27 protein-coding genes are annotated in these 24,619 nt (G+C 63.4%); 12 read left to right on the plus strand and 15 right to left on the minus strand.

All coding sequences use genetic code 11. From position 1 onward, the window contains the following. Nucleotides 1–4 precede the first annotated feature (4 nt). Nucleotides 5–496, minus strand: a complete 492-nt coding sequence (locus tag BVH01_RS16730) for an MgtC/SapB family protein (RefSeq protein ID WP_075931430.1) — start codon at nt 494–496, stop codon at nt 5–7. 210 nt (nt 497–706) lie between these two features. On the opposite strand from BVH01_RS16730, the gene BVH01_RS16735 reads away from it, so the two are divergent. Genes BVH01_RS16735 through BVH01_RS16745 form a run of 3 tightly spaced genes read left to right on the plus strand, consistent with a single transcriptional unit; the run spans nt 707 to nt 1,901 of the window. Beyond that, nucleotides 707–925, plus strand: coding sequence for a hypothetical protein (locus BVH01_RS16735; RefSeq protein WP_075931431.1), 219 nt, complete (start codon nt 707–709; stop codon nt 923–925). A gap of 8 nt (nt 926–933) precedes the next feature. Further along, the gene (locus BVH01_RS16740; RefSeq protein ID WP_075931432.1) at nt 934–1,656 is read left to right on the plus strand and encodes an NAD(P)H-binding protein; all 723 of its coding nucleotides are present in this window, start codon (nt 934–936) and stop codon (nt 1,654–1,656) included. Further along, nucleotides 1,653–1,901 carry a hypothetical protein gene (locus BVH01_RS16745; RefSeq protein WP_075931433.1) on the plus strand — a complete coding sequence of 83 codons (249 nt, stop codon included), beginning with the start codon at nt 1,653–1,655 and terminating at the stop codon, nt 1,899–1,901. Before BVH01_RS16740 ends, BVH01_RS16745 begins: the two co-directional genes overlap by 4 nt. A 402-nt stretch (nt 1,902–2,303) precedes the next feature. On the opposite strand, the gene katE is transcribed toward BVH01_RS16745, so the two are convergent. From katE to BVH01_RS16760, 3 genes are all read right to left on the minus strand, one after another. After that, entirely contained in the window at nt 2,304–4,442 is a 2,139-nt protein-coding gene (gene katE / locus BVH01_RS16750) for a catalase HPII (RefSeq protein WP_075931434.1), read from the minus strand. Nucleotides 4,443–4,693: 251 nt separating this feature from the next. Then, complete coding sequence (locus BVH01_RS16755) at nt 4,694–7,150, minus strand: glycogen/starch/alpha-glucan phosphorylase (protein WP_075931435.1); 2,457 nt, start codon at nt 7,148–7,150, stop codon at nt 4,694–4,696. 18 nt (nt 7,151–7,168) lie between these two features. After that, nucleotides 7,169–7,567, minus strand: a complete 399-nt coding sequence (locus BVH01_RS16760) for a DUF2513 domain-containing protein (protein ID WP_075931436.1) — start codon at nt 7,565–7,567, stop codon at nt 7,169–7,171. 229 nt (nt 7,568–7,796) lie between these two features. On the opposite strand from BVH01_RS16760, the gene BVH01_RS16765 reads away from it, so the two are divergent. Together BVH01_RS16765 and BVH01_RS16770 are read left to right on the plus strand one after the other, a co-directional pair. Continuing rightward, nucleotides 7,797–8,174, plus strand: a complete 378-nt coding sequence (locus BVH01_RS16765; RefSeq protein WP_075931437.1) for a termination factor Rho — start codon at nt 7,797–7,799, stop codon at nt 8,172–8,174. Nucleotides 8,175–8,185: 11 nt separating this feature from the next. Beyond that, the gene (locus BVH01_RS16770; RefSeq protein ID WP_075931438.1) at nt 8,186–8,446 is read left to right on the plus strand and encodes a DUF2892 domain-containing protein; all 261 of its coding nucleotides are present in this window, start codon (nt 8,186–8,188) and stop codon (nt 8,444–8,446) included. A gap of 4 nt (nt 8,447–8,450) precedes the next feature. Here BVH01_RS16770 and BVH01_RS16775 read toward each other — a convergent pair whose 3' ends face one another. Further along, the gene (locus BVH01_RS16775) at nt 8,451–8,843 is read right to left on the minus strand and encodes a hypothetical protein (protein WP_075931439.1); all 393 of its coding nucleotides are present in this window, start codon (nt 8,841–8,843) and stop codon (nt 8,451–8,453) included. A 188-nt stretch (nt 8,844–9,031) separates the two neighbouring features. Here BVH01_RS16775 and BVH01_RS16780 point away from each other — a divergent pair, with 188 nt between their 5' ends. After that, nucleotides 9,032–9,481, plus strand: coding sequence for a MarR family winged helix-turn-helix transcriptional regulator (locus tag BVH01_RS16780; protein ID WP_075931440.1), 450 nt, complete (start codon nt 9,032–9,034; stop codon nt 9,479–9,481). Between the two features lie 189 nt (nt 9,482–9,670). Beyond that, on the plus strand, nt 9,671–10,099 hold the full coding sequence (locus BVH01_RS16785) for an organic hydroperoxide resistance protein (RefSeq protein WP_073264773.1): 429 nt from the start codon (nt 9,671–9,673) through the stop codon (nt 10,097–10,099). Between the two features lie 195 nt (nt 10,100–10,294). On the opposite strand, the gene BVH01_RS16790 is transcribed toward BVH01_RS16785, so the two are convergent. Both BVH01_RS16790 and BVH01_RS16795 read right to left on the minus strand, forming a co-directional pair. Next, on the minus strand, nt 10,295–10,570 hold the full coding sequence (locus BVH01_RS16790; RefSeq protein ID WP_075931441.1) for a putative quinol monooxygenase: 276 nt from the start codon (nt 10,568–10,570) through the stop codon (nt 10,295–10,297). 59 nt (nt 10,571–10,629) lie between these two features. Continuing rightward, nucleotides 10,630–11,367 carry an SDR family oxidoreductase gene (locus BVH01_RS16795; RefSeq protein WP_075931442.1) on the minus strand — a complete coding sequence of 246 codons (738 nt, stop codon included), beginning with the start codon at nt 11,365–11,367 and terminating at the stop codon, nt 10,630–10,632. Nucleotides 11,368–11,643: 276 nt separating this feature from the next. Here BVH01_RS16795 and BVH01_RS16800 point away from each other — a divergent pair, with 276 nt between their 5' ends. Together BVH01_RS16800 and BVH01_RS24145 are read left to right on the plus strand one after the other, a co-directional pair. Continuing rightward, nucleotides 11,644–12,555, plus strand: coding sequence for an AraC family transcriptional regulator (locus BVH01_RS16800; protein ID WP_075931504.1), 912 nt, complete (start codon nt 11,644–11,646; stop codon nt 12,553–12,555). 193 nt (nt 12,556–12,748) lie between these two features. Beyond that, nucleotides 12,749–13,541 (plus strand): IS5 family transposase gene (locus BVH01_RS24145; protein ID WP_139317862.1). Its coding sequence is split into 2 segments (ribosomal slippage): nt 12,749–13,020 and nt 13,019–13,541, totalling 795 coding nucleotides; the frame shifts between segments, so codons are not numbered across the junction. 222 nt (nt 13,542–13,763) lie between these two features. On the opposite strand, the gene BVH01_RS16815 is transcribed toward BVH01_RS24145, so the two are convergent. The 6 genes from BVH01_RS16815 to dnaX form a co-directional block, all read right to left on the minus strand. Further along, a complete protein-coding gene (locus BVH01_RS16815) occupies nt 13,764–16,232 on the minus strand; it encodes a TonB-dependent siderophore receptor (protein ID WP_075931444.1) in 2,469 nt (822 codons plus the stop codon). 115 nt (nt 16,233–16,347) lie between these two features. Further along, on the minus strand, nt 16,348–17,295 hold the full coding sequence (locus BVH01_RS16820) for a FecR domain-containing protein (RefSeq protein WP_075931445.1): 948 nt from the start codon (nt 17,293–17,295) through the stop codon (nt 16,348–16,350). Nucleotides 17,296–17,298: 3 nt separating this feature from the next. Continuing rightward, a complete protein-coding gene (locus tag BVH01_RS16825) occupies nt 17,299–17,805 on the minus strand; it encodes a sigma-70 family RNA polymerase sigma factor (RefSeq protein ID WP_075931446.1) in 507 nt (168 codons plus the stop codon). A gap of 103 nt (nt 17,806–17,908) precedes the next feature. After that, nucleotides 17,909–18,508, minus strand: a complete 600-nt coding sequence (recR, locus tag BVH01_RS16830; protein ID WP_013791928.1) for a recombination mediator RecR — start codon at nt 18,506–18,508, stop codon at nt 17,909–17,911. 238 nt (nt 18,509–18,746) lie between these two features. Next, nucleotides 18,747–19,073, minus strand: coding sequence for a YbaB/EbfC family nucleoid-associated protein (locus BVH01_RS16835; RefSeq protein WP_042555660.1), 327 nt, complete (start codon nt 19,071–19,073; stop codon nt 18,747–18,749). Continuing rightward, nucleotides 19,070–21,163, minus strand: coding sequence for a DNA polymerase III subunit gamma/tau (gene dnaX / locus BVH01_RS16840; protein WP_075931447.1), 2,094 nt, complete (start codon nt 21,161–21,163; stop codon nt 19,070–19,072). Before dnaX ends, BVH01_RS16835 begins: the two co-directional genes overlap by 4 nt. 586 nt (nt 21,164–21,749) lie before the next feature. Here dnaX and BVH01_RS16845 point away from each other — a divergent pair. Together BVH01_RS16845 and BVH01_RS16850 are read left to right on the plus strand one after the other, a co-directional pair. Continuing rightward, a complete protein-coding gene (locus BVH01_RS16845; protein ID WP_075931448.1) occupies nt 21,750–21,971 on the plus strand; it encodes a hypothetical protein in 222 nt (73 codons plus the stop codon). 113 nt (nt 21,972–22,084) lie between these two features. Next, entirely contained in the window at nt 22,085–22,372 is a 288-nt protein-coding gene (locus BVH01_RS16850) for a DUF3509 domain-containing protein (protein WP_070887068.1), read from the plus strand. Between the two features lie 59 nt (nt 22,373–22,431). On the opposite strand, the gene BVH01_RS16855 is transcribed toward BVH01_RS16850, so the two are convergent. Further along, nucleotides 22,432–23,004 (minus strand): DUF1287 domain-containing protein, encoded by a 573-nt coding sequence (locus BVH01_RS16855; RefSeq protein ID WP_075931506.1) that lies wholly within the window; start codon nt 23,002–23,004, stop codon nt 22,432–22,434. Nucleotides 23,005–23,171: 167 nt separating this feature from the next. Here BVH01_RS16855 and BVH01_RS24685 point away from each other — a divergent pair, with 167 nt between their 5' ends. Further along, nucleotides 23,172–23,348: a PA1571 family protein gene (locus BVH01_RS24685; RefSeq protein WP_168172878.1), complete on the plus strand. Its 177-nt coding sequence runs from the start codon at nt 23,172–23,174 to the stop codon at nt 23,346–23,348. 17 nt (nt 23,349–23,365) lie between these two features. On the opposite strand, the gene pdxB is transcribed toward BVH01_RS24685, so the two are convergent. After that, nucleotides 23,366–24,517, minus strand: coding sequence for a 4-phosphoerythronate dehydrogenase PdxB (gene pdxB, locus BVH01_RS16860; protein WP_075931449.1), 1,152 nt, complete (start codon nt 24,515–24,517; stop codon nt 23,366–23,368). Nucleotides 24,518–24,619: the final 102 nt, after the last annotated feature.

The following is a 24,619-nucleotide window of genomic DNA, read 5'->3' on the forward strand; positions in this document are numbered from 1 at the left end:
CCCGTCATCTGCGCGCGCGTTTCTCCAGCCAGGCAATCAGGTGCGGCACGGTGTTGAAGATGAACAGCGCCAGGAGCGTGGCCAGCACCGCCGTAGCCTCGCGCCCCATGCCCACGGTAATGCCGATGGCGGCGGTCAGCCAGATACCGGCAGCGGTGGTCAGGCCCTTGACCTGGTTCATCGAATCACCCTTGAGGATGGTGCCGGCGCACAGGAATCCGATACCGGCGACCAAGCCCTGGATGACCCGGCTCATGGCGTCATGCTCGGCGCCCATCTGCGCCGGCACCAGCACGAACATCGCCGAACCGATGGCCACCAGCATGTGGGTGCGCACGCCGGCAGCCTTGCCGCTGGTCTCGCGCTCGAGCCCCAGCAGGCCGCCCAGCAATGCCGCCAGTAACAGGCGCAGGGTCACTTGGGTGAACTGCTCGGGGGTGCTCAGATCGGAAAATTCGTTGGCCAGCGTGGCCAGTACCGCGTCCCAGAAACTCAAGTCGTTCGCTCCAGCCTGCTCGTTCAGGAAGTCCAGCGCAGCGCTCGCCTGCGCTTGTGCAATCGACCCGCACCGCGGCCAGAGGTTTGCCTTTTTTGCCAACGTACCGCTGGGCGAAAAACCTGAACGCCGTGCAACGCCGGTCTCTCTACTGTTCTGACAGGCGAGCACGCCGCCCGCGCCCGAGGCGCACGACGAAAGGAGGTTCGGATGTCCAGAAATCACTACTTTCTCGTCAGCTACCGGCTTGGCAAGCAGAAGAAATCCACGGAGGTACAGGCCGCAGCTTCGGTGCTTACGCCCGAACAAGCCCGCTACCACGTCGAATCGCTGCACAGCAGCGAGTTGCCCAGCGAGATCACCGATATCGAGGTGAAGCCGATTGGCGACGCGACCGACCAGGAACCCGGTCAACAGCGGCAGACTTGAGCACGATCATGAGCGACCTTAGCCCCATCGATAAAATCGCCCTCTACGGCGCGCCGGATCGCATCACCGACGCGCTGCAGGACGTGCTGCTAGAGCGCGGCCTGCAGGTCGTGGTGATCGTCGATGACCCGACCGATATCGCCCCGCGCCCAGGCCTGGCGGCCAAGAGCGGCACGCTGTTCAACGCCGACAGTGTGGCGCGAAGCGTTGCCGGCACGGATGCGGTGATCGTGGTGTTGAACAGTCGCTCGCTTCATATTGGAGGGTTCGAGAGCAGCTACGACGCCATCATCGCCTTGCTCGAAGGGCTGCCGACGGCGCGAGTCGGACGCTTGATGCTGATCGGCGAGCACGGCTGGCTGGATCGCGATGACGGGCTACCCACCGAGAAACTTGAACACCTGCAACACAGCCTGCACAAATCGCCGCTGGCGTGGACGCTCGTTGATGCGCCCGGCAAAGAGCCTGGTGGGCCGTTGAAAAACGTTGGCGAGGCAGCCAGCGCAAGGCAAAAGGAGGCGAAAAAGCGCAGTTTACAGGCTGTAAATGAGCATTTTGAGCCTGCTTTTAACGCCGCGATGGCAACGCAGGTAGTTTTTCAACAGCCCGCCAATGCATTCATGACGCTGCAACATTACGCCTGCAGCGTGATAGACCAATGCCTGCAGGGGACGAGCGTCAAACAGCGTTTGCACGTCGACTCTCGCCCGCAGGCCGAGGAGGCCCCATGAGTCCTGAAAGCTATATTCTGTTGATGATTTCCGGTTGGTTACTGGTATCGGCGGCCATGCTGTGGGGCATGCTGCGCCTGCTCAACCGTTACCAGCTTGAAGCCCAGCTGGCCGAAGAATTCCCGCCCCTGCCCGCCTCACCCAGCGATCCGGTATGGCGTCGCCAGCACGCACCGCGTCGCGCCAAATTGCGCGCCCGTGCCCAGCGTACCTGTCAGCAGCATGCGCACGCGCTGATGAGCTAAGAATCAGTTGACGATTTTTAGGCAATGTTGAAGAGGCTGCTATAAGGCAGAGCGGCCACTCAAACCAACCTGTGAGAGCCCCGACCTCGGGGCGAAAAGATCGCAGCCTAGTTGCCTATCGGTAGCGCCTGAACGGATCGCCGCGAGGTCGCGGCTCCTACAGAAACGGGCCAAGTTCGTAGGCTTGATCGGGGCGCGTAGCCGGCGCTTTTTCATCCACCATTGTGATCGTAAAAGCGGTGGACGGATGAGGCGCCGTCCGCCTTACGGCTGATCCATTGTGGGAACGGCAGCTCCCGCCACTTTGCAGGCAAAGCGCTGAAACCGGGCCGGACGATTTTGAAAAGGTTCCAATACCCAGCTGAAAGCCCGTGCACCTCGCGGTACAGGGGCTTTTTCACATCAGGCTGGAATCGCCTTGGTCAGTGGCTCGCGGGCCCACACGCGGTGCTTGGCGATGGCCGCGGTGAATGGCTGAATCAACCCGCTGCCCGTCTTCCCGGTAAGCAGCCCTTCGTCTTCCTTGAGTCTCAGCAGCTTGAGCAGGTCCGCCGATTCGCCGCACAGGCCAATGGCCTTGAGGTGCTTGTAGGCTTCGAGCAGGTAATGCAGCGCCACCCCATCGCCCTCCAGGGCCTTGGCGAAGCTCGTGCCACCCGGCACCCATACTGCATCGAAGGCCACCGACGGCAAGCCCTGCATGGAGTCGTTGGGCACCAACTGCTTGCCAGCATCGCTCTTCACCGGCGCGGCACTCGGCGCCAACAGCTTGAACTGCGCACCTTGCTTATCGAGCTCTGCAGTGAGGGCATCGATATCCGCCTGCTTGACGCCGTCGCCGATCAGGATCGCCACCTTGCGCGACTTGATGTTGCCCGGCAGCAGGTTCATCTGGCTCAGCGCCGGCGACTCCTTGAGGGAGATTTCCGGCACTTGCACGGTGGGCCCGCTCGGTGCGTCGACACCGACGTTGGCCGCCACCTGCTTGGCCAGATCCAGATCGATGTTGGCGAGAATCTCATGCACCTGGCGCTCACGGATGTACAGGCGCTCGACTTTGCCGAGCTCGAAGCTGTACGCCGCGACGATGTGCGCTTTCTCGGCGTCGCTCATGCTGTTGAAGAACAGCCGCGCCTGGGAGAAGTGATCGCCGAACGACTCGGCGCGCTTGCGGATCTTCGGCCCGGACACTTCCTCGGGATAGCTGACGTAGCCGCCGCCCTTCGGAGCCTCGGGAGTTTCCTTCGGCCAGCCACCATCGATGGAATTCGGCTCATAGGAAGCCCGGCCCTTGTTGATGGTCTGGCGGTGGAAGGAGTCGCGGTTGTTGTTGTGGAACGGGCAGACCGGACGGTTGATCGGGATCTCGTTGAAGTTCGGGCCGCCCAGGCGCAGCAGTTGGGTGTCGGTGTAGGAGAACAGCCGGCCCTGTAGCAGTGGGTCGTTGGTGAAGTCGATCCCGGGCACGATGTTGGCCATCTGGAAGGCCACCTGCTCGGTTTCGGCGAAGAAGTTGTCCGGGTTGCGGTCGAGTACCAGCTTGCCGACCACACGCACCGGCACCTGTTCTTCGGGCACCAGCTTGGTGGCGTCGAGCAGATCAAAGTCGAACTTGTGCTCGTCTTCCTCGGGAATCACCTGCAGGCCCAGCTCCCACTCCAGCGGGTCGCCGTTCTCGATGTCGTCCCACAGGGTGCGGCGGTGGAAGTCCGGGTCCTTGCCGGCAAGCTTCTGCGCTTCGTCCCAGACCAGCGAGAACACGCCGGCGACCGGGCGCCAGTGGAACTTGACGAAGTGTGCACGGCCTTCGGCGTTGACCAGCCGGTAGGTGTGCACGCCGAAGCCCTGCATACCGCGAAAGCCGACCGGAATGGCGCGGTCGGACATGGTCCAGAGCACCATGTGGGCGGACTCAGGGGTCAGCGATACGAAGTCCCAGAAGGTGTCGTGGGCGGATGCGCCGGTGGGGATCTCGTTATGGGGCTCGGGCTTCACCGCATGCACGAAGTCGGGAAACTTGATGGCGTCCTGGATGAAGAACACCGGCATGTTATTGCCGATCAGGTCGAAGTTGCCTTCGTCGGTATAGAACTTGGTGGCGAAACCGCGCACGTCGCGCACGGTGTCGGCCGAGCCGCGCGGGCCCTGCACGGTGGAGAAGCGCACGAACACCGGGGTCTTCTTGCTCGGGTCGGTGAGAAAGTCCGCCTTGGTCAGCTCGCTCAGGTCCTCGTAGACCTGGAAGTAACCGTGGGCCGCTGCGCCGCGGGCATGCACCACACGCTCGGGAATGCGCTCGTGGTCGAAGTGGGTGAGCTTCTCGCGCAGAAACACGTCTTCGAGCAGCGACGGGCCGCGCTCGCCAGCACGCAGGCTGTTCTGGTTGTCGGCAATGCGCGTGCCGTGGTCATTGGTCAGGGCCTGGCCGGTGGCGTCTTCACGGAAACGTTCGAGTTGCTCGATCTTCTTGTTGCTGTTGCCGCGGTCGACGGTATCGGTTCCCGCCAACTCGCTGGTACGGCCCTTGTCTTTGGATTCCATCAGTCATCTCTCCTCACATGGGTATCGCCCGCCGGATCGATCGATCGGGGGCAACAGCGTCCTCCGCGCTCAGGCAGGCGCGGTTTGGACGTATGGACGCCTCAGGAATGTGAGGCCATGTGAGTAGGGACGTTCGGGTTATTTAGCGAGGCGATGCCCTGCAACAGGACGGACGGCATTAACGCCTGGCCTGAGCATGAAAAAGCCCGGCATGTGCGAGGCATGCCGGGCTTCTCGTTGTTGCGCAGCGATCAGTTGTCGATGCCGGACACGTTCCAGATTTCCTTGGCGTATTCGCGGATGGTGCGATCCGAGGAGAACCAGCCGGTACGGGCGGTGTTGAGCACCGCCGCCTGCCACCAGCGGTCCGGCGTGCGCCAGAGGATGTCGACCTTGCGCTGCGCCTCCCAGTAGGCCTGGAAGTCGGCGCAGACCAGAAAGCGGTCATGGGCCAGCAGACCGTCGATCAGCCCGGTGTAGCGGCCCGGATCGTCCGGCGAGAACACCCCGGAGCGAATCGCCTCCAAGGCCCCCGCCAGCCGCTCGGAAGCCGCCACCTCGGCGCTCATGTTCAGATCACGCCGCGAACGGGCCGCGACCTGCTGGGCGGTCATGCCGAAGATGAACATGTTCTCACGGCCGATCTGCTCGGACATCTCCACATTGGCGCCATCCAGGGTGCCGATGGTCAGCGCGCCGTTGAGGGCGAACTTCATGTTGCTGGTACCGGAGGCCTCCAGGCCAGCCGTGGAAATCTGCTCGGAGAGATCGGCTGCCGGGATGATCACCTCGGCCAGGCTGACGTTGTAGTTGGGGATGAACACCACCTTGAGCAGCCCGCGCAGGGTCGGGTCGGCGTTGACGGTGCGGCTGATGTCGTTGGCCAGTTTGATGATCAGCTTGGCCTGGTGATAGCTGGCCGCGGCCTTGCCGGCGAAGATCTTCACCCGCGGCGCCCAGTCGGTGGCCGGGTCGTTGCGCATCGCCTGGTACAGCGCCACGGTGTGCAGCAGGTTGAGCAGTTGGCGCTTGTACTCGTGGATGCGCTTGACCTGCACGTCGAAGATCGCCTGGGTGTCCAGGCTGATGCCCATGCGTTCGCGCACCAGTTCGGCGAGGGCTCGTTTGGCGTGCTGGCGCTGGGCGGCGAACTGCTTGCGAAACGACGATTTGGCGGCGAACGGTTCGAGCGAACGCAGGGTGGTTTCCGGTGTGTCGAGCACGCCCTCGCCCAGCGCGCCGACCAGCAGCTCGGTCAACTGCGGGTTGGCCTGGAACAACCAGCGCCGAAAGGTCACGCCGTTGGTCTTGTTGTTGATGCGCTCCGGATACAGGCGATGGAAATCGCTGAACACGCTCTTGCGCATCAGGTTGGTGTGCAGAGCAGACACGCCGTTGATGCTGTGCGAACCCAGGAATGCCAGGTTGCCCATGCGCACGCGGCGGCCGTGATCCTCGTCGATCAGCGAGATGGAGCGCAGCAGGTCGAAATCATGGATGTCCTTCGCACGCAGCGAATCGATGTGGTACGCATTGATCAGATAAATGATCTGCATGTGCCGCGGTAACAGGCGCTCCATCAGCGATACCGGCCAGGACTCCAACGCCTCGGGCAGCAAGGTGTGGTTGGTGTAGGACAGGGTCGCGGTAGTCAGCTTCCAGGCCTCGAACCACTCCAGGCGGTACACGTCGACCAGCAGGCGCATCAGCTCGGCCACGGCGATCGCCGGGTGGGTGTCGTTGAGCTGGATGGCGACGCGGTCGGGCAGCGAATGAATATCGAGGTTCAGCTCCAGGTGCCGAGCAATCAAATCCTGCAGCGACGCCGAAACGAAGAAGAACTCCTGACGCAAACGCAATTCCTGGCCAGCCTCGGTGCTGTCCGCCGGATAGAGTACCCGGGAAATACTCTCGGCCTTGACCACGTCGGCCACTGCGCCGAAGTGATCGCCGGCATTGAAGCGCTCCAGCTGCAGGTCTTCCTCGGCGCGGGCACGCCACAGGCGCAGGGTATTGACGCTGGAATGGCGCCAGCCGACCACCGGGGTGTCGTAGGCAATGGCGCGCACCTGCTCGTTGGGGTGCCACTCGTGGCGCGAGATGTCGCCAGAATCGGCAAGGTTCACCACGCTGCCGCCGAAGCCGACGCTGTAGCTGACTTCCGGGCGCTCGAACTCCCATGGGTTGCCGAAATCCAGCCAGGTTTCGGTGTGCTCCTGCTGCCAGCCGTCGACCACCACCTGGCGGAACAGGCCGTGCTCATAGCGGATGCCATAACCGTGGGCGGCGATGTTCAGGGTCGCCATGCTTTCCATGAAGCAGGCGGCCAAGCGGCCCAGGCCACCGTTGCCGAGGGCGGCGTCGGGCTCCAGATTGCGAATCTGCTCGAAGTCCACGTCCAGCTGCGCCAGCGCTTCGCGGGCGGTATCCAGCAGGCCGAGGTTGCTGAGGTTGTCGACCAGCAGGCGGCCGATCAGGAACTCCAGCGAGAGATAGTAAACGCGCTTCTGCTCCTGACGGTCGACCTGCAGGGAAGCGTCTTCCCAGTGATCGACCAGATGGTCGCGAGCCGCCAGGGCGACCGCTTCGAACCAGTCGTGGGCGAAGGCGTTACCTGGGTCCTTGCCCACCGAATACCTGAGCTTGGCCAGGATCAGTTGTTTGAAAGTATCGACGGTGTCTGTTGCTTTCACTGCTTCCTCGGCCATGCGGGTTCTCTCCCTGAATCAGTTATAGACGTGGCCGTTATGACCCTCTTCGGTGCCGCGGCTGGCGGCGAACAACATGGAGTCGGCAGTCGGCGCGTTCTTCAGACCTTCATAGGTGATGCCGCCGGCGCGGGCCTGCAGAAAGGCCTTCTTGGCTTCCCAAAGCGAATCTTCGCGGATGCCGTCGAGCAGATCATGACCGGTCAGGGTCAGGCCATTAGCGATGGAAACCGGCGCGCCGTTCCACGGATGGTGCTGGGAGCACTCGATCAGGTTGGCCTGGCACATCAGATGAATATGGTAGCTGACCGATTCGGCAGTGTGCTCGCCGACCTGCTGCGGGTAAAAGTGGTGTCCGGTTTCCAGTGCTTCGATCTGCAGCAGCAGTTCACGGATCAGTTCCCAATCACGTTTCATCGTCATCTCCTCGAATAAGGTTCGGCGGCTGGCGGGCGCATGCCAGAGCTCGGCGCGCCCTGCCCCAAAAGCACTTAGCAATGAGTCCGGCACCCGGAGGAGAGTTCAATTCGTCTGCCCAATTGCCGACGACCACTCATCCAGCCCCCTGAACTCGGCACGCTGCCGGCCTGCCACAGGGGTATCGGCCAGTGCCTTTGACCAGTGTCGTTCTGACGAGGAGCCCGACATGCCACGTGGAAGCAAAGACAAGTACACCGCGGCCCAGAAACGCAAGGCGGCGGCCATCGAATCCAGCTATGAGGAGCGCGGTATCCCAGAAGATCAGGCGCGCGCCAGGGCCTGGGCGACGGTCAACAAGCAGTCCGGCGGTGGCGAGCGCGCCGGCGGCTCGGGACGCCAGACCAGCGCCGGGCAGAAAACCCGCGCCCGCAAGGATTCCGCCCGCCAGGCAGCCGCTAGCCGACGCGGCGAGGTGCACCCCAACCGCCCCCTCGACGAACAGAGCAAACAGGAATTGCTGCACCTGGCCCGCGCCCGGCAGATCAGCGGTCGCTCGACGATGCGCAAAGCCGAACTGCTCAGCGCCCTGAGGAAAGCCTCTTGATTGGAGCTCCCATGCCTGCACACGACAGCAAACACAGCGCGACCAACCTGGCGCCCATGGAGCGAGTGATTTCCATCGCCGGCGGCGCACTGCTGATTCGCAAGGGGCTGGCCATTGGCGGCCTGTTCGGGCTGACCGACATCGCTGCCGGCGCGCTGGGCATCTTTCGCGGGGTCACCGGCATATGCCCGGCCAAGCGGCGCATGGCGGCGCGTGGCAAAGCCGCGACGCTCAAGCGTCTGCCACCACCGCAGCGCCTGTTAGGTCATTAATTATCTAGCGGTAGGAGCAGATCATCGCCAGGAACTGGTTTTCGGTGCTGGTGCCATGGGGCGCGGCTTCATCCCACAGCAGCAGTTCGCCGTTGTAATAGGCGAAATACAGCGCACCGTCCTGATCGTCGCGCTTGGCGAAGCCGCACACCGCCAGATCATCGCCGGCTACGTTGGCCGCCGTGCCGAACAGCGAGTCGAATGCGACCCCATCGGCATCGATGGCTGTAAACAGGCTGGACTTGGCCGCTTCGATATCGGCGTCACTCGGCGTCACCTGCACTCGGGTCGGGTTGATCTTGCCGGTCACCGGCACCTGCAACGCCGGCGGCTTGCCGGGCGTAGTGCAGCCGGCCAATAGCAACAGCACGGCGAAACTCGCCATCAAACTCTTCATGTGTTCACTCCCTGACGACTGATCGGTGCCGCACAAGCGGTGCGACATTGTATGCCAGATGGGCACTGGCAAGGTGACCAGCGCCGGCTGCAGGCTGCCTAGTGGCGCCATGCGCTGCCGCTTTGGCTGGCATCGACCGGACCGGCGCGCTAAATTGCGCCCTTGCCTGCCCTCATCCCGGAGCTTCCATGACCACCGACGACACCTGCGCCGATCTGCTGCTCGACAACCAGGTGTGCTTCGCCCTGCATTCGACCTCGCTGATGATGACCAAGGTCTACAAGCCGCTGCTCAAGAAACTCGGCCTGACCTATCCGCAGTACCTGGCGATGCTGGTGTTATGGGAAGGCGACGGCATCACCGTGAGCGAGATCAGCGCGCGCCTGCTCACCGACCCTGGCTCGCTCACCCCTCTGCTCAAGCGCCTGGAAGCCGAGGGCTTGATCGACCGCAAGCGCAGCAGCGCCGACGAGCGCGTGGTGCACCTGCACCTCACCGACAAGGGCCGCGCCCTGCACGCCGAGGCCCGACAGATTCCCGGCTGCATCCTTGATGCCAGCGCCCAGACGGCCGAGCGCCTGGCCAAGCTCACCGCCGAGCTGACCGCCCTGCGCAAGCAATTGCAGGACAGCCTCTGAGCACAGGCGTGCAATCGACAGGTAACAGCCCAGGTCTACACTGAGCGTCGTCGAGACGATTCAGGATCGACAATCTTGCGACTTCTCGAAAATACCTTGCGCGCAAACTAAATCACGACTAGAGTTCGCTTCGAGCAATTGAATTGCGCACTAACAAACATCGCACAAATCAAATACGAGGATTTCACCATGTCTATCGAAACCGTTGCCTACCGCGCCTACGCTGAAGCCACTGGTGGCCGTGAGGGCCGTGCCATTTCCTCCGACGGCGTGCTCGATGTCGCGCTGACCACACCGAAGGAGCTAGGCGGCGCAGGCGGCCAGGGTACCAACCCCGAGCAACTGTTCGCAGCCGGCTACTCGGCGTGCTTCCTGGGCGCGATCAAGTTCGTCGCGGCGCGCGACAAGCACAAGGTTTCGCCGGACAGCTGGATCGAAGGCATCGTCGGCATCGGCGCGGTGCCCACTGGCTTCGCCATCGAAGTGGAGTTGAAGATCACCCTGCCGGGCCTGGATCGTGAAGAGGCCAAGGCGCTGATCGACAAGGCGCACATCGTCTGCCCGTATTCCAACGCGACCCAAGGCAACATCGACGTGACTCTGACGCTGGTCGAGTAAGCGCCCGCCACATCAACGCAAACGCCCCGGCATGGACCGTAATGCTGTTCACTTAAGAAAAAACGCCGCTTTTTCGAAATGTGGAAGCGACGTTTTTCCTGGGTTTCAAGGCCAATACAAGCGATGAATCATCTCGCTCTGCAGCCTAAGTGAACAGCATTACGGCATGGACCGGGGCGTTTGCGTTTTCTGCCGTCAGGCAGCGCGGCTTTGCAGGTGCTGGATCGCCCCGCTCCTCCATGCGCTACCGAGCACCTCCTGCAACAGCGGCTGGGCGAAGTAGCGCTCGAGGTCGGCAGGGCTGCGCCAGCGGCTGTGCAACTGCCAGCGTCGGCGATCACGTTGCAGTTCGAACGCCAGGCAACCGTCCAGCCGGCGTGTCGGCTCCAGCAGGTCACGCAGGTAGCCACCCAGTTCCTCACAACGACCAGGAGCGGCTTCGAGCACGGTGATGTGGGTTTGCAGGGTCATGTTTTTCTCCATAGATCCAGTCGGCAATGCCACGGCGGATCCGCCGTGGCATTGCCCTGTCAGTGAATACTTGCCGTCGGGCGCACCACCAGTTCGCTGACGTCGACGTCCGCCGGTTGCTCGATGGCATAGGCCACGGCCCGGGCGATGGCCGACGGGCTGATGGCCACCTTGCGAAATTCGCGCATGGCGTCGCGGGCGCCTTCATCGGAGATGCTGTCGGCCAGTTCCGATTCCACCACGCCAGGCGACACCAGGGTGACGCGGATGTCGCCACCGACCTCCTGACGCAGGCCGTCGCTGATCGCCCGCACCGCGTACTTGGTGGCGCAATACACCGCCGCGGTCGGCGAGACCCGGTAGGCGCCGATCGACGCCACGTTGATGATCTGCCCGCTACGCTGGGCCTGCATGACCGGCAAGGCTGCAGCGATGCCGTGCAGCACGCCGCGGATGTTGACGTCGATCATGCGATTCCACTCGTCCAGCTTCAGCGCCTCGATCATCGACAGCGGCATCACCCCGGCATTGTTGAGCAGCACGTCGACGCGGCCGTACTCGGCCATGGCGGCATCGACGAAGGCCTGCACGTCGGCGGCGTCGGTCACGTCCAGGCGGCGGGCGATGGCCTGGCCTCCGGACGCGCGAATCTCCTCGACCAATTGCTCGAGGCGCTCGACCCGGCGGGCGCCGAGCACGACACGAGCGCCCTTCTCGGCCAGCAAGCGTGCACAACCTTCGCCAATGCCACTGCTGGCGCCGGTGATGAGTACGACTTTTTCTTGGATATCGTTCATGGTGCGATCCTCTGGTCAGTGCGGCGAACGGTGCCGCGATGGATCCAGAGTAGGAGCCGAGGCCCCTTTCACGTTAGCCGGATACTGGAACATTCTTGCCTGATCGTGCGGATATTCGCTAAAGCGCCGCCCTCACCCGCTCAGTTCGCGGCATGTAGCGCAGGCGATTGCCTAATGCTGCGCAACGCTTGCCCAATACTCCGAAGATCGATGGCCGTACAGGACGTCTGGGCAATTCCCGGATAGGCTTCGCACAAATTCGCGAGTGAGTACATGATGCAAGCCGACCAGCCTGATGACCTGGCCTTTCGCCAACGCGAACTGGCCCACCTGATTCAGCAGAACACCCCGACCGAGGGTATGCACGATACCCTTATCGACGGCCTCGGGCTGGCCTATACCACGGCGCCCAGCCTGCCGATGCCGACGCTTTACCGGCCGTGCCTGTGCATCATCGCCCAGGGCCGCAAGGAAATTCGCCTGGGTGCCGAGCAGTATTACTACGACCCGCTCAACTACCTGGTGGCGTCGGTCACCCTGCCGGTCACCGGCCAGGTGATCGAAGCGACCCCCGAGCAGCCCTACCTGAGCGTACGCCTGGACATCGACCCGGCGGTGATCAGCGAACTGCTCTCCGCCGCCGGGCCGATCGGCCTGCCGGCGCCCGGCCCGAGCCGCGCGCTGTTCGTCGACCGCCTGGACGCGTCGATGCTCGATGCGGTGATTCGCCTGCTGCGCCTGCTCGACACGCCCCGCGACGCCGGCATGCTGGCGCCGCTGGCCCTGCGCGAGATTTTCTATCGCCTGCTGCGCAGTCCCCAGGGCCAGCGCCTGCGCGAGATCGTCATGGCCGACAGCCAGAGCCACCGCATCGCCCGTGCCATCGAATGGATCAACCGGCATTACGACAAGCCGCTGCGCATCGAGGAACTGGCCCGCGAGGTCAACCTCAGCGCCTCGACCCTGCACCATCGCTTCAAGGCCGTCACCGCCCTGAGCCCGCTGCAGTATCAGAAGCAGCTGCGCCTGCAGGAGGCGCGTCGGCTGATGTTCAGCGAAGGCCTGGAAGCGGCCTCGGCGAGCTTTCGCGTCGGCTACGAGAGCCCCTCGCAATTCAGCCGCGAGTACAGCCGCCTGTTTGGCGCCCCACCGCTGCGCGACATACACCGCCTGCGCAATGCAGGCTGAGCGTAAAAGGGCTGCTGAAAGGCGGAAGCGGCCACTCAAACCAACCTGTGGGAGCCACGCCCCCGGGGCGAAACGATTGCAGCCTGACTGCCTATCGGCGGTGCCTGACTAATTCGCCGCGAGGTCGCGGCTCCCACAAAAACGGGCCAAGTTCTTAGAACCTGTCTCGGATCTTTTCCTGCACACTATGGGTATGAGAAAGCACCGTTACCCGAGCGATGTGAGTCACGAGCAGTTTGAACAAATCCGTCCTTTGCTGGAAAGCGCCCGCAAGCGTACCAAGCCTCGCACCGTGGAGCTGTATGAGGTGTGGTGCGCGGTGCTGTATCTGTTGAAAACAGGCTGTCAGTGGCGCTTGCTGCCTAGCGATTTCCCACGTTGGCAAACTGTGCACCGCTACTTCAGTCAATGGAGTGAGCCTGATCAGAATGGGGTAAGCGTGCTGGAGCAAGCCCTTAAAAAATCAGGTTGGCGCGGCCCGTATAAAACAGGGGCGCAAATCGGAATCGAGCTTTTTGATCGTCGACGCACAGAGCGTGAAGAACACCGATAGTGCCTGCGAGAAAGGCTATGACGCGGGCAAGAAGGTTTCGGGTATCAAGCGTCACATCGCAGTGGATACCCAGGGATTACCCCATGCCATTGCGGTGACCACCGCCGACGTCACCGACCGCAAAGGGGCACTGCTGGCGTTCAAGCGTTGCGCCAGCCATCTGAGAGATGTGCAAAACGTCTTGGCCGATGGGGGCTACGTAGGTAAGCCATTTGCCGGTGCTGTGAAAGAGCTGATTGGTGCAGAGGTGCAGATTGCCAAACGTAGCGAGCTGCATACCTTTGCCGTAATGCCACAGCGCTGGGTGGTGGAACGAAGCTTTACCTGGCTGGAGAAGTGCAGGCGGTTATGGAAGAACTGCGAGCGTAAGCTCAACACCAGCTTGCAGTTCATCCATTTGGCTTTTCTCGTACTACTGCTCAAAAGATCGTAAACAGGCTCTTAGAACCTGTTCAAAGTCTTGTATGCGCATGTAGAGGCAACTACAAGGCAGAAGCGAACATCGATGCAATACCTGTGGGAGCGGGCGGGGACGCCTAGTCCATACCCGCGAAATCACGGGCATGGCCCGTTCCCACAAGTGGCGGTCGGCCGTCCGTTTTCGCTACTTTGCAGCCCCCGTCGATGAATCCGAACGCAGCGACAAAGCCGTCTCTCAGAAACGCTGAGTGACGGTCGCCGTCAGCGTCCGCTCTTCACCCAGGTAGCAGGCCCTTGCCGAGTAGCAGGACGCCACGTAGTACTCATCGGTGAGGTTGTTGGCAGTGAGCTGCAGCGACGTTCCCTTCAAACCGACCTGGCTCAGGTCATAACCAACCGACGCATCGAACAGCGTGTAGGACGGCACGTCGAAGTCGTTCAGCTCGCTGCCCTCGCTGTGGCCGACATAGCGCGCGCCGGCTCCGACGGTCAAACCGGCCAGTGCGCCGTCACTGAAGCGGTAATCGGCCCACAGGCTGGCCATACGCTCGGGCGTCTGCGGCGGCGTATTGCCCTTGGCGTCCACCACAGCGGCACCATCGTTGACGAAGTAGGACTTGCTGTAGGAAACGTCCGCATAGGTGTAGCTGGCGATCAGTTGCAGGTTGTCGACCGGCTTGAAGCGCGCCTCCAGCTCGACGCCACGTGACCGGATGCCGCCCACGCCCTTGTAGAAGCTGTCGGTGACCAGGCTGTTTTCCTTGGCGTACAGGTTCTCCATCTCCAGGTTGAAGAACGACAGGGTGTACAGATCGTCCGTGCCAGGCGGCTGGAACTTGAGGCCGGCTTCCCACTGCTCGCCGGTGGTCGGGTCGAGGATCTGCGCGCCGCTGGAGTAATTGGAGGTCGGGTTGAACGAGGTCGAATAGCTGACGTAGGGCGAGAGGCCGTTATCGAACGCATAGAGCACGCCGACATGGCCGCTGAGCTTCTCGCCCTGGTTGTCGTCCTTGCCGCTGATCTCGTCATCGATGGATACGTCGTACCAGTCCTGGCGCAGGCCGAAGGACAGGTTCCAGTTGTCGATCTCGACCAGGTCCTGCAGGTACAGGCCGGTCTGCTTCTGGCGCCGCAGGGCATCGTTGGTAGAACGCAAGGCCGTCAGGTCACCGTAATTCTGCACCGGGTCGAACACGTCGATGGGTGCGCCTGCGGTATCGCTCTGAGCGGCGATCTTGTTCTTCGAGTACTGATAATCCAGGCCCAGCACCAGGGTGTGCTGGGCTGCGCCGGTGGCGAAATCGGCCTGCAGCATGTTGTCGACGATCCAGGCGTGCAACTGCTCCTGGCCACCGCTGTAGCCACGGAACAGTTCGTTGCTGTTGGCACTGACGTAGCCCGAACCCCAGACCTGGCTGTTCGACACCCGCGCATCCAGGTAACGGAAGTTCTGCCGCGCGCTCCAGGTGTCGTTGAAGCGGTGCTCCAGCTCGTAGCCAAGCATCTGCTGGGTGCGGGTGAATTCCTCGATGGCCGGGTCACCCTCGAAGAAGCTGCTCGAGATGCGCTGCCCGTTGCGTTTGTGCACGGTGCCAGACGCAGGCAGACTGCCGTGATAGCCGCCGTTGGGATCGTCCTGCAAGTAGGCGTAGAGCGTCATGAACGTGTCGTCACTGAGATTCAGTGCCAGGCTGGGCATCAGCGCATAGCGCGTCTCGGTGACGTGATCGGCCTGGGCATCGGCGTCCTTGGCCAGGCCGACCACCCGATAGGCGATGTTCTCGTTCAAGGGCCCGGTGACGTCGAAGCCCAGGGACTTGCGGGCGTTGTTGCCATAGGACAGGTCCACCCGGCCGGACTGGGTGAACTCCGGGCGCTTGGTGCTGATGGCCGCCAGGCCGCCCGGGTTGCTGCGCCCGTACAGTACCGAAGACGGCCCCTTGAGAATGTCGATGCGCTCGATGAAGTATGGGTCGATCTGCAGGCTGCTGTAGGAGCCAGGATCGCCCATGGACTTCAGGCCATCGATGGTGATGTTGTCCACAGAGCCGTCGTTGATGCCGCGAATCGCCAGGTAATCGTAGCGATGGGTGTTGCCATAAGGATTGGTCAGCACGCCCGGGCTGTAGCGCATGGCATCGGCAGCGGTGAGCGCGCCCTGGCGCTCGATCTGCTCGCGGGTGACCACCGATACGCTCTGCGCGGTTTTCGCCAGCGCCTTGCTGGTCTTGGTCGACACGCTGCTGTGGGTGGCGTTGTAGCCGTCCATGCTGCCCAGCGCATTACCCAGGGCGAAGGCGCGTACATCGGTGCTGTCCAGCTCCAGCGAAGCGCTACCGGCTGGCGCCGCAGCTTCCAGGGAGTAGCCGCCGCTGCCATCGGCGACGGCCTGCAGGGCGCTGCCCTGCAGCAGCCGCGCGAAGCCGTCGTCCACACCCGCCTCGCCCTGCAGGCCCGGGCTCTGCTTGCCGGCAGTCAGCTGCGCATCGACCGACAGCAGCACGCCCGCCTCCGCTGCGAAACGGCTCAGTGCCGCCGACAGCGGCCCAGCCGGAATCTGGTAGCTGCGCGTCGCCTGCTGATGGCTGCCGGCATCGACGGCCTGGGCCTGCACGAACAGCGGCGAACAGGCCGCCAGGGCTAGGGTGGCCAGGCGGACCGAACGGCGCAGAGCAAGGGGCGAAAAGCAGAGCGGTGACGACATGCAGCAGTCCTCGAGACATCGCCCGCGCAGGGTGCGCAAGGGCCGGATGCACTGAGGCCAAGCGAGATCGAAAAAGGGGAACCGCATTGGCACGAATAATTTCACCGGCAGGCCATCAGCCGGTCAGCGGCTCTACCGTCACCCACCAGGGCAACCGCCGATTGACGCGGATCGGCAGGCTGCCGGCCAGGGCGTCGAGAATGCGCCCGGTGTCGCCCAACGGATAGGCGCCGACCAGGCGCAGATCGGCCACCCGCGGATCGCAGCCCAGGTAACCGGGCACGTAGTCGGCCAGCTCGGCGATGAAATCGCCCAGGCGCCGGTCATTGGCCAGCAACATGCCGCGGCTCCAGGCCTGGCGCGCCGGGTCAACGGGCTCGCTGGCCGAGATATCGCTGGCGCTGAAGCGCACCTGCTGGCCGGCCTGCAGCACCTGGGCGGCGCGTACCGGCGACGGCTCGATACGCACGGCCCCGGCGAATACGCTGAGCTGGGTGAAATCCTCGCCTTCGCGCACGCTGAACCGGGTGCCGAGGGCCTGCAGCCGGCCGTGCCGGGTATCGAGCAGCAGCGGGCGCGGGTCCCTGGCGGTGTCGAGCAGCACCTCGCCCTGCAGCAATCGCAACAAACGGATCGAGGCGCTGTAATCGATGTCCACGGCAGTGCGGCTGGCCAGCCAGAGGTGGCTGCCATCGGCCAGGCGCAGATCCCGGATTTCCCCGATTCCGGTACGCTCGCTGGCCAGCCAGGTGCGCCAGGGCCGGCCTTGCCCGGCAGCCGCCAACAACCCTGCGCCACCCAGCACGGCGAACAGCCCGAGCACCTGCCGCCGGCTGCGTGCAGGGCTGCGCAAGGCCTGAGCCGCGGCGCGGCGGTGGGTATCGGCAGGCAGCCTGGCGAACTGACTGCTGATAGCCTCGACCCGCAGCCAGGCCGCGGCGTGCTCGGGGCGGTCCGCCAGCCATTGCTGCCAGGCACGCTGCTGCTGGGCGCTGACTGGCGGATCGGCCAGCACCGCGAACCATTCGGCAGCCTGCTGCAAGGCAGCGTGATCGGGCGCCACGGCTCAACCCTCGGCCAGCAGCAGGCACTGCAGCATGGCCTGGGCCATGTACTTCTTGACCATGCGTTCTGACACCTGCAGGCGCGTGGCGATGGCCGCGTAGGTCAGCCCGTCGAGCTGGGAAAGCAGGAACGCCTCGCGCACGTTGGCGGGCAGGCGCAGCAACATGGCGTCGATGGCCAGCAGGGTTTCGATGATCAGCTCGGTGGTTTCCGGCGACGGTGCGTGCGGCTCCGGCTGCATCGCCAGAGCGTCGAGATAGGCGCGTTCGATCGCCTGGCGACGCCAGTGGTTGACCAGCAGTGAATGGGCGATGGTCGAGAGATAAGCTCGCGGTTCACGCAGTGGCGGCACTTCGCGGTGCTTGGCGAGCAGGCGCACGAAGGTGTCCTGGGCAAGATCCGCGGCATTCTCAGCACAGCCCATGCGCTTGCGCAGCCAGCCGTTCAGCCAGCCGCTGTGCTCGAGATACAGCTGCTGCAAGGACTGTTGGGAGGAAACGAACGACATCGAGCACACCATCACCGTGCGGGGATAACGCACGAATGGTAATGCTTCTCAGAAACAAATTACAGGTATTCCTAACTCTGCCAGCGTGACGCCCCAGTACCAATCAGAGGCTGATCGGCCGACGGCCTGCCAGAGCGTGAGCCAGCGTGCCGCCATCGACCAGCTCCAGCTCGCCACCGAGCGGCATGCCGTGGGCGATGCGCGAAGCGACCATGCCTTTGCCGGCCAGCAGCTGGGCGATGTAATGGGCGGTCGCTTCGCCTTCCACCGTCGGGTTGGTGGCCAAAATCACTTCACTGAACTGCCCCGCCTCGATGCGCGCCAACAGTTCGGGAATGCCGATGGCCTCCGGCCCCAGGCCATCGAGGGGCGACAAGTGGCCCTTGAGCACGAAGTAACGCCCACGAAAGCCGGTGTGTTCGACGGCATACACGTCCATCGGCCCCTCCACCACGCAGAGCAGGCTGTCGTCGCGGCGCGGGTCTTCACAAATCTGGCAAAGCTCGCTCTCGCTCAGGCTGCGGCACGACTTGCAGTAACCCACGCCCTCCATTGCCTGGCTCAGTGCCTGGGCCAGCCGCTGAGCGCCATTGCGGTCGCGCTCGAGCAGTTGCAGCGCCATGCGCTGGGCGGTCTTCTGGCCGACACCGGGCAGGATGCGCAGCGATTCGATCAGTTGGCGGATCAGGGGGCTGAAGCTCATGGGGCGAGTGCTCGAAGAGGATGAAGCGAAAAGGTGTAACGGTAAGACGTAGCATGGGCCGAACCGCGCAGGTGACACCCATCGATCACCGACGGGGTACAACCTGCCCTACCGCTGGCCCAGCGAATTACGGTGGCGATCAGACGGCGGGCGAGGAAGCGCAGTGTGCTACTGCACATGAGGATTCCGAGCCCGACGGCAACGCAGCCATGTGCGTCGGCTGGACGGCACGAGCCAATCAGAACGGCATCTTGAAGCCGGGCGGCAATTGCATGCCAGACGTCATGCCGGACATCTTGTCCTGGCTGTTGGCTTCGATCTTGCGCACGGCGTCATTGACGGCGGCGGCGATCAGGTCTTCGAGGATTTCCTTGTCTTCCTGCATCAGGCTGTCGTCGAGGCTGACGCGCTTGACGTCGTGGCGACCGGTCATCACCACGCTGACCAGGCCGGCACCGGACTGGCCGGTGACCTCGGCGTTGGCCAACTCTTCCTGCATTTTCTGCATCTTTTCCTGCATCTGCTGCGCCTGCTTCATCAGGCCGGCCATGCCACCTTTCATCATGATGTTGTCCTCGGTAGTTCGACGTTATCGACGGGTTCGATACTGCCCGCACGCACGGAGGCGGCGAACTGGGAAATCATTTGCTGCACCAGCGGATCGTTCTGGATCGAGGCCTCGGCTTCGCGCTGACGATTGGCGCGCTTGCGGGCGGCGGCCTGGGCCGGGGTTTCCTGCTCGGGCTTGATCAGCTCGATGCTCAGCTGCATCTCGCGGCCATGGTAGGCGTTGAGGGCATCGTTCAGACGGCGCTGCTGGGTCGCGTTGAACAGTGCACTGTGGCCGGGGTCCAGGTGCAAGAGCCACTTGTCGCCTTCGGCGGCGATCAGCGTGCAGTTGGCGGCGATGCTGCCGGTCATGCCGCTCAGGCCGAGCTTGGGGAACAGCTCGAGCCATTCGGCGGCCAGGCCGGTGGCGGGCATCGCCGCGGGCTCCGGTTCGGGCTCGGCCTGGGGCTGATCGCCTCCGAGCGCATCGGCGAAATCGTAATCCAGGTTGTCGACGTCCATCGACACATAGTCGTAGTCGCCAGGTGGCGGCTCGTCATCGCTGTCCGGCGGATTGAGGTCGCTGGTGTCGATAACCGGCACCTCGGCCAGCTCCGGAACGGGCAGCTCGGCGGCAGGTTCGGGCTGCGGCTGTACGGCGACTGGCGGTTGTGGCACAGGCGCTGCGACGACCGGCTCCGGGGCCGGCGCAGGTGCTTCGCTGACCACCGGAGCGGGCGCGGCAGGCTCGACTTCGGCCGGCATCTCTTCCCAGGGTGGCGTGACGGTTGGCGCCTGCGCAACGGCTGGAGTCGCCGCGGGTGCGACGACAGCTGGCGCAGCGGGCGGCTCGACGGCGGGCGGTTCCGGCTGGCTGGGCACAGCTGGCTGGCTTGGCGCAGCACTGGCAATGGTTGGCGACGCAGCAGGCGCTGCGTCGGCCACCGGGGTTACCTGGGGATCAGCCTTGGCCTGGCTGATCCCCAGTGGCTTTAGCGCCACCTTCGGAGCATCGCCCTCGCCCGCCGGCCTGAACGCCAGCATGCGCAACAGCACCATCTCGAAACCGCTGCGCGGATCTGGCGCCAAAGGCAAGTCGCGACGGCCGATCAGGCCCATCTGGTAATAGAACTGTACATCCTCGGCCGGCAGCGCCTGGGCCAGCTGCAGAACCCGCTCGCGGTCGCCCTGGCCGTTGTCTACCGCATCGGGCAGCGCCTGGGCGATGGCTACGCGGTGCAACACGTTGAGCATCTCGGCCAGCACGCCGCTCCAGTCCGGGCCCTGCTCGGCGAGCTGGCGCACCGCTTCGATCAGGCCGCGGGCGTCGCCTTCGATCAGCGCATGCAGCACGCCATACACCTGACCGTGGTCGAGGGTGCCGAGCATGGAGCGCACGTCAGCCGCCAGCACCTTACCCTCGCCAAAGGCGATGGCCTGATCGGTGAGGCTCATGGCATCGCGCATCGAACCGTCGGCGGCGCGGCCGAGCAGCCACAGGGCATCGTCCTCGAAAGGAATGTTCTCGGCGCCCAGCACGTGGTTAAGGTGCTCGACCACCCGCTCGGGCGGCATGTTCTTCAGGGAGAACTGCAGGCAGCGCGACAGCACGGTGACCGGCAGCTTCTGCGGGTCGGTGGTGGCGAGCAGGAACTTGACGTGGGGCGGCGGCTCTTCGAGCGTCTTGAGCAGCGCGTTGAAGGAGCTGGTGGACAGCATGTGCACTTCGTCGATCAGGTAGACCTTGAAACGCCCACGGCTTGGCGAATACTGCACGTTGTCGAGCAGCTCGCGGGTGTCTTCGACCTTGGTGCGGCTGGCGGCGTCCACTTCGATGAGGTCGACGAAACGACCCTCGTCGATCTCCCGGCATACCGAACAGGTGCCGCAGGGCGTGGAGCTGATACCGGTTTCACAGTTCAGGCACTTGGCAATGATGCGCGCGATGGTGGTCTTGCCCACCCCGCGGGTGCCGGTGAACAGATAGGCATGGTGCAGACGCTGGCTGTCGAGTGCGTTGATCAGCGCTTTCAGCACATGGGTCTGCCCGACCATCTCGCGAAAGGAACGCGGGCGCCATTTGCGTGCAAGAACCTGATAACTCATTGAAAACCGTCGCCAGAGGAAAGCAAAAGAGCGCTAATGCTAGCTCAAATCGACCAGCCAGTGCGACGCCGATCGGCGGCCGCGAAAAGATGAAAATGACGCTGGCTATTTTTTATACAGCCGTGTATGATCCGCTCCGTTCGTACCACGCTGCAAGTCATCCGGCCCCTGGGCCTTCCTGATGGTTTCCTGGCAATCGGCATCCAATCGATGCACGCATCCCTGCCATGACCCCCTCCGCTGACTGATCTGGCCGTCTCGCTCATGCGCTGACCTCGCCAGTCTTCCGAAGTACAGACCCGCTACAGCAAGCCGCTAGAGAACCCTCTGCATTGCCATTGTTGCGTTGAAGCCAGGCTCGTCGAAATGCTCGTTTACAGCTCGTGAACGGTGCTTTTTCGCCAGTCTTCGCCTCGCACTGATTACCTCGCCCAGGTTCCCAAATGGCCCGCTGGCTCACCCTATATAGGTTGAACTTAAAAGCGTGCAGCTCGCTCCGATAACCAATCCCGTTGGCATGAGCCAATGACCGGAGCCCTATTTTTATGGCGCGATCATGCGCCTGCAGTACAGGAAACACCCGAATATGAATACCACTCAACAAATCCAGACCGCTATCCATACCCTTTCAAACGCATTCGCCCCGCTGGCTTGCCATATTCTGGCGGCACGCAAGGGCAGCTTCAGCTTCACCGTGGTCGACCACACCGGTGTGGCTCAGCACACCCAGCGCCTCTACCCCGGCCAGTACAGCGCCGACACGCTGCCAGGCGTGATCGAGCGTACGCGCAAGGCGCTGCGTCGCTGAATATCGAAACAAATGCGAAATTCATCACTATAAGGGCGCGAAAAAGCAGCCATCGTCGAACTAAATGATTTCCAGTCACTCATAGGGGTTCCTACGTAAACTGGAGTTCGTCAATGGAAAATGGTAATCGACAGCTTGTCGAGAAGCTATTCGCCCCACTACGTGCCACCTTCAGTCGGCCTCGCCCGGACGGTAGCATCGTTCTTTCCCTGATCGATGAAGCGGACACCACCGCCTACAGCCGGGTCTTGCAGAAACTGCAGATCAACGATTCGAACGCTTTTGCTCAGAGCCTCGAAGACATCCGCCTGGAGCTGGCCGTCAGAGCTGGCAACATTCCGGCGGAGATGCGCAAGGTGCTCAAGGAGCAGGACAGCGTCATCAGCTACCACCACGCCTGATTGCCGCTCCAACCGAAGCCCCGCTGCCCACAAGGCGCGGGGCTTCGTCGTTTGTGCAGCTAGCCTGGCGTGAAGCGGTAATGGCCGGTGATGGGAAAGCGAAACAGGATGGCCTCTTCCCGCGTACCGGCGCCGATGTTGTGCAGGATAAGCGGTTCGCCCGCTGCGGACAGCCGATCGGAAACGATGCCGATGTGGGTCTGCCCACGGCCCAGATCCCAGGTGACGATATCCCCGGCTCGATAAGCATCAGCCTCGCGTACGACGGGCAGCGCCATGCCCTGGCGCCGGAACCAGGTCATCAGATTGGGCACGCGGCGGTGGTCGATGTTGCGATCCGGGCGCTTGAGGCCCCATTGTTTCGGGTATGCCGAGAAGTTCGCCGCCATGTCCTCGTTCACCACCTTCTGCAGATCCAGACCCTGCAAGCGTAAGGCACGGATGACCACGTCGGTGCACACCCCGGTTTGCATCGGCACGTCTCCACCGGGATAGCCGATGCGCCGGTAGGCGGGATCGTATGAGAGGGTCACGCCGATCTGCTCGCGTGCCCCGCTCACCAGTTCGGCCGGCTCGATGGCTGCCACTTGCAGGCTCAGCAGGCAGCCCAGCAGCAATAATCCCGTTCTCAGCACGCATTGCCTCCTTTCATGGCCAAACCGTTCGACGGCGTCTCTTCTTTATCCGGTAATTTTTTGCGACAGTATGACTGGGCACGGTTGAAGCCATATTGGGATGCCCCCATCACTAATGAAGTCGTCGCCTTCGGCAATGCGCCCCACCTGATGAGGAGACCATAATGAGCAGCACTGACAAGCAGCACGCACCGCAGTCCGATACATCCTGTGAGCTCGCCCATGGCGCACTCATCGACCCTAATGGTCGGGAAATTCCGATTACTGAAAGCATGATCCAGCAAGCATGCAGCGAGCTCGACAAGGCCGCCGCAGCAAGCCAGCAGGACACCGCCAGCTGACACTGCGCACGCCCTCGCTATTGCACGTTGATCACGCGCGCGCCCAGCGCGCTGATCAGCGCCCCCAGCGGCTCGTCCACGCCGCGCAGCTCGACCTCCAGTCCTTCTATCTCACGCCGCATCGGATAGCGCTTGCGCAGCAGGTCGAAGCCGGCCTTGCGCGCCTGCTCGTCCACCACCAGGCTGCGGCGCAAATCGGCATCGTCACGGCGCGGGTCGTAGATCGCCCGGCACACCGTTGTCAGCGCCCAGGCGGGGTCGCTGCCCGCGGCGATGCCCAGGCACGGCAGCCAGCGTGGCGGCGTCAACGACTCCAGCGAAATCGTCGGCTCGATGCCCTGATGACGGCAAAACGCCTGGTAGATCTGCGCGGTGCCGCGCAGCTTGCCGTCCAGGCTGTAGCCGGCGATGTGCGGCGTGGCGATATGGCACAGCGCGGCCAGTTCGAGATCAACCAGCGGCTCGCCTTCCCAGACGTCCAGCACCACGTGAAGATCGGCGCCACTCTGCAAATACGCACGTAGCGCCGCGGTGTCGAGCACCGCCCCGCGGCTGGCATTGATCAACCAGGTACCCGGACGCAGCCGCTCCTGCACCTCGGCGTCGATCAGGTGCCGGGTGGCGAACTCGCCATCCCGGGCCAGCGGAGTGTGCAGGCTGATCACGTCGCACTGCTCGACGATCTGCTGCAGGCTCACATAATCGCCGCCTTCGCTGCGCTGTCGGGGCGGATCGCACACCAGCACCCGCCACCCCAGGGCGCGCAGTACCCTGATCAGTCGCTCGCCCACCTGCCCGGCACCGACCACGCCGTAGGTGCGCTGCGCCAGATCGGCGCCAAGGCGCTCGCCGAGCACCAGCAGGCTGCCCAGCACGTAGTCGACCACACCACGGGCGTTGCAGCCCGGCGCGCTGCTCCAGGCGATGCCGGCGTCGCTGAAGTAGTCGAGATCCAGGTGATCGGTGCCGATGGTGCAGGTACCGACGAAACGCACCGGGCTGCCCCGCAGCAGCGCGTGGTCGACGGGCGTGACCGAACGCACCAGCAGCAACTCGGCATCGGCGACTGCCGCACGGTCGATGGCGCGGCCGGGCAAGCGATGAATCTCGCCGAAACCGGCGAAAAACTCGTCGAGCAGGGGAATGTTTTCGTCGGCGACTATGCGCATGGCAGTTCTCCACAAACCGGCGGGCATTCTACCTGCAAGCGCGCCGCTGCGCCTTTCCTGACCGAGCCGTCAGCGCGTAAACTGTGCGGTTTTCTCTGCCCT

Origin of the sequence: Pseudomonas sp. PA1(2017), assembly GCF_001945375.1 — a bacterium.
Lineage (GTDB): Bacteria > Pseudomonadota > Gammaproteobacteria > Pseudomonadales > Pseudomonadaceae > Aquipseudomonas.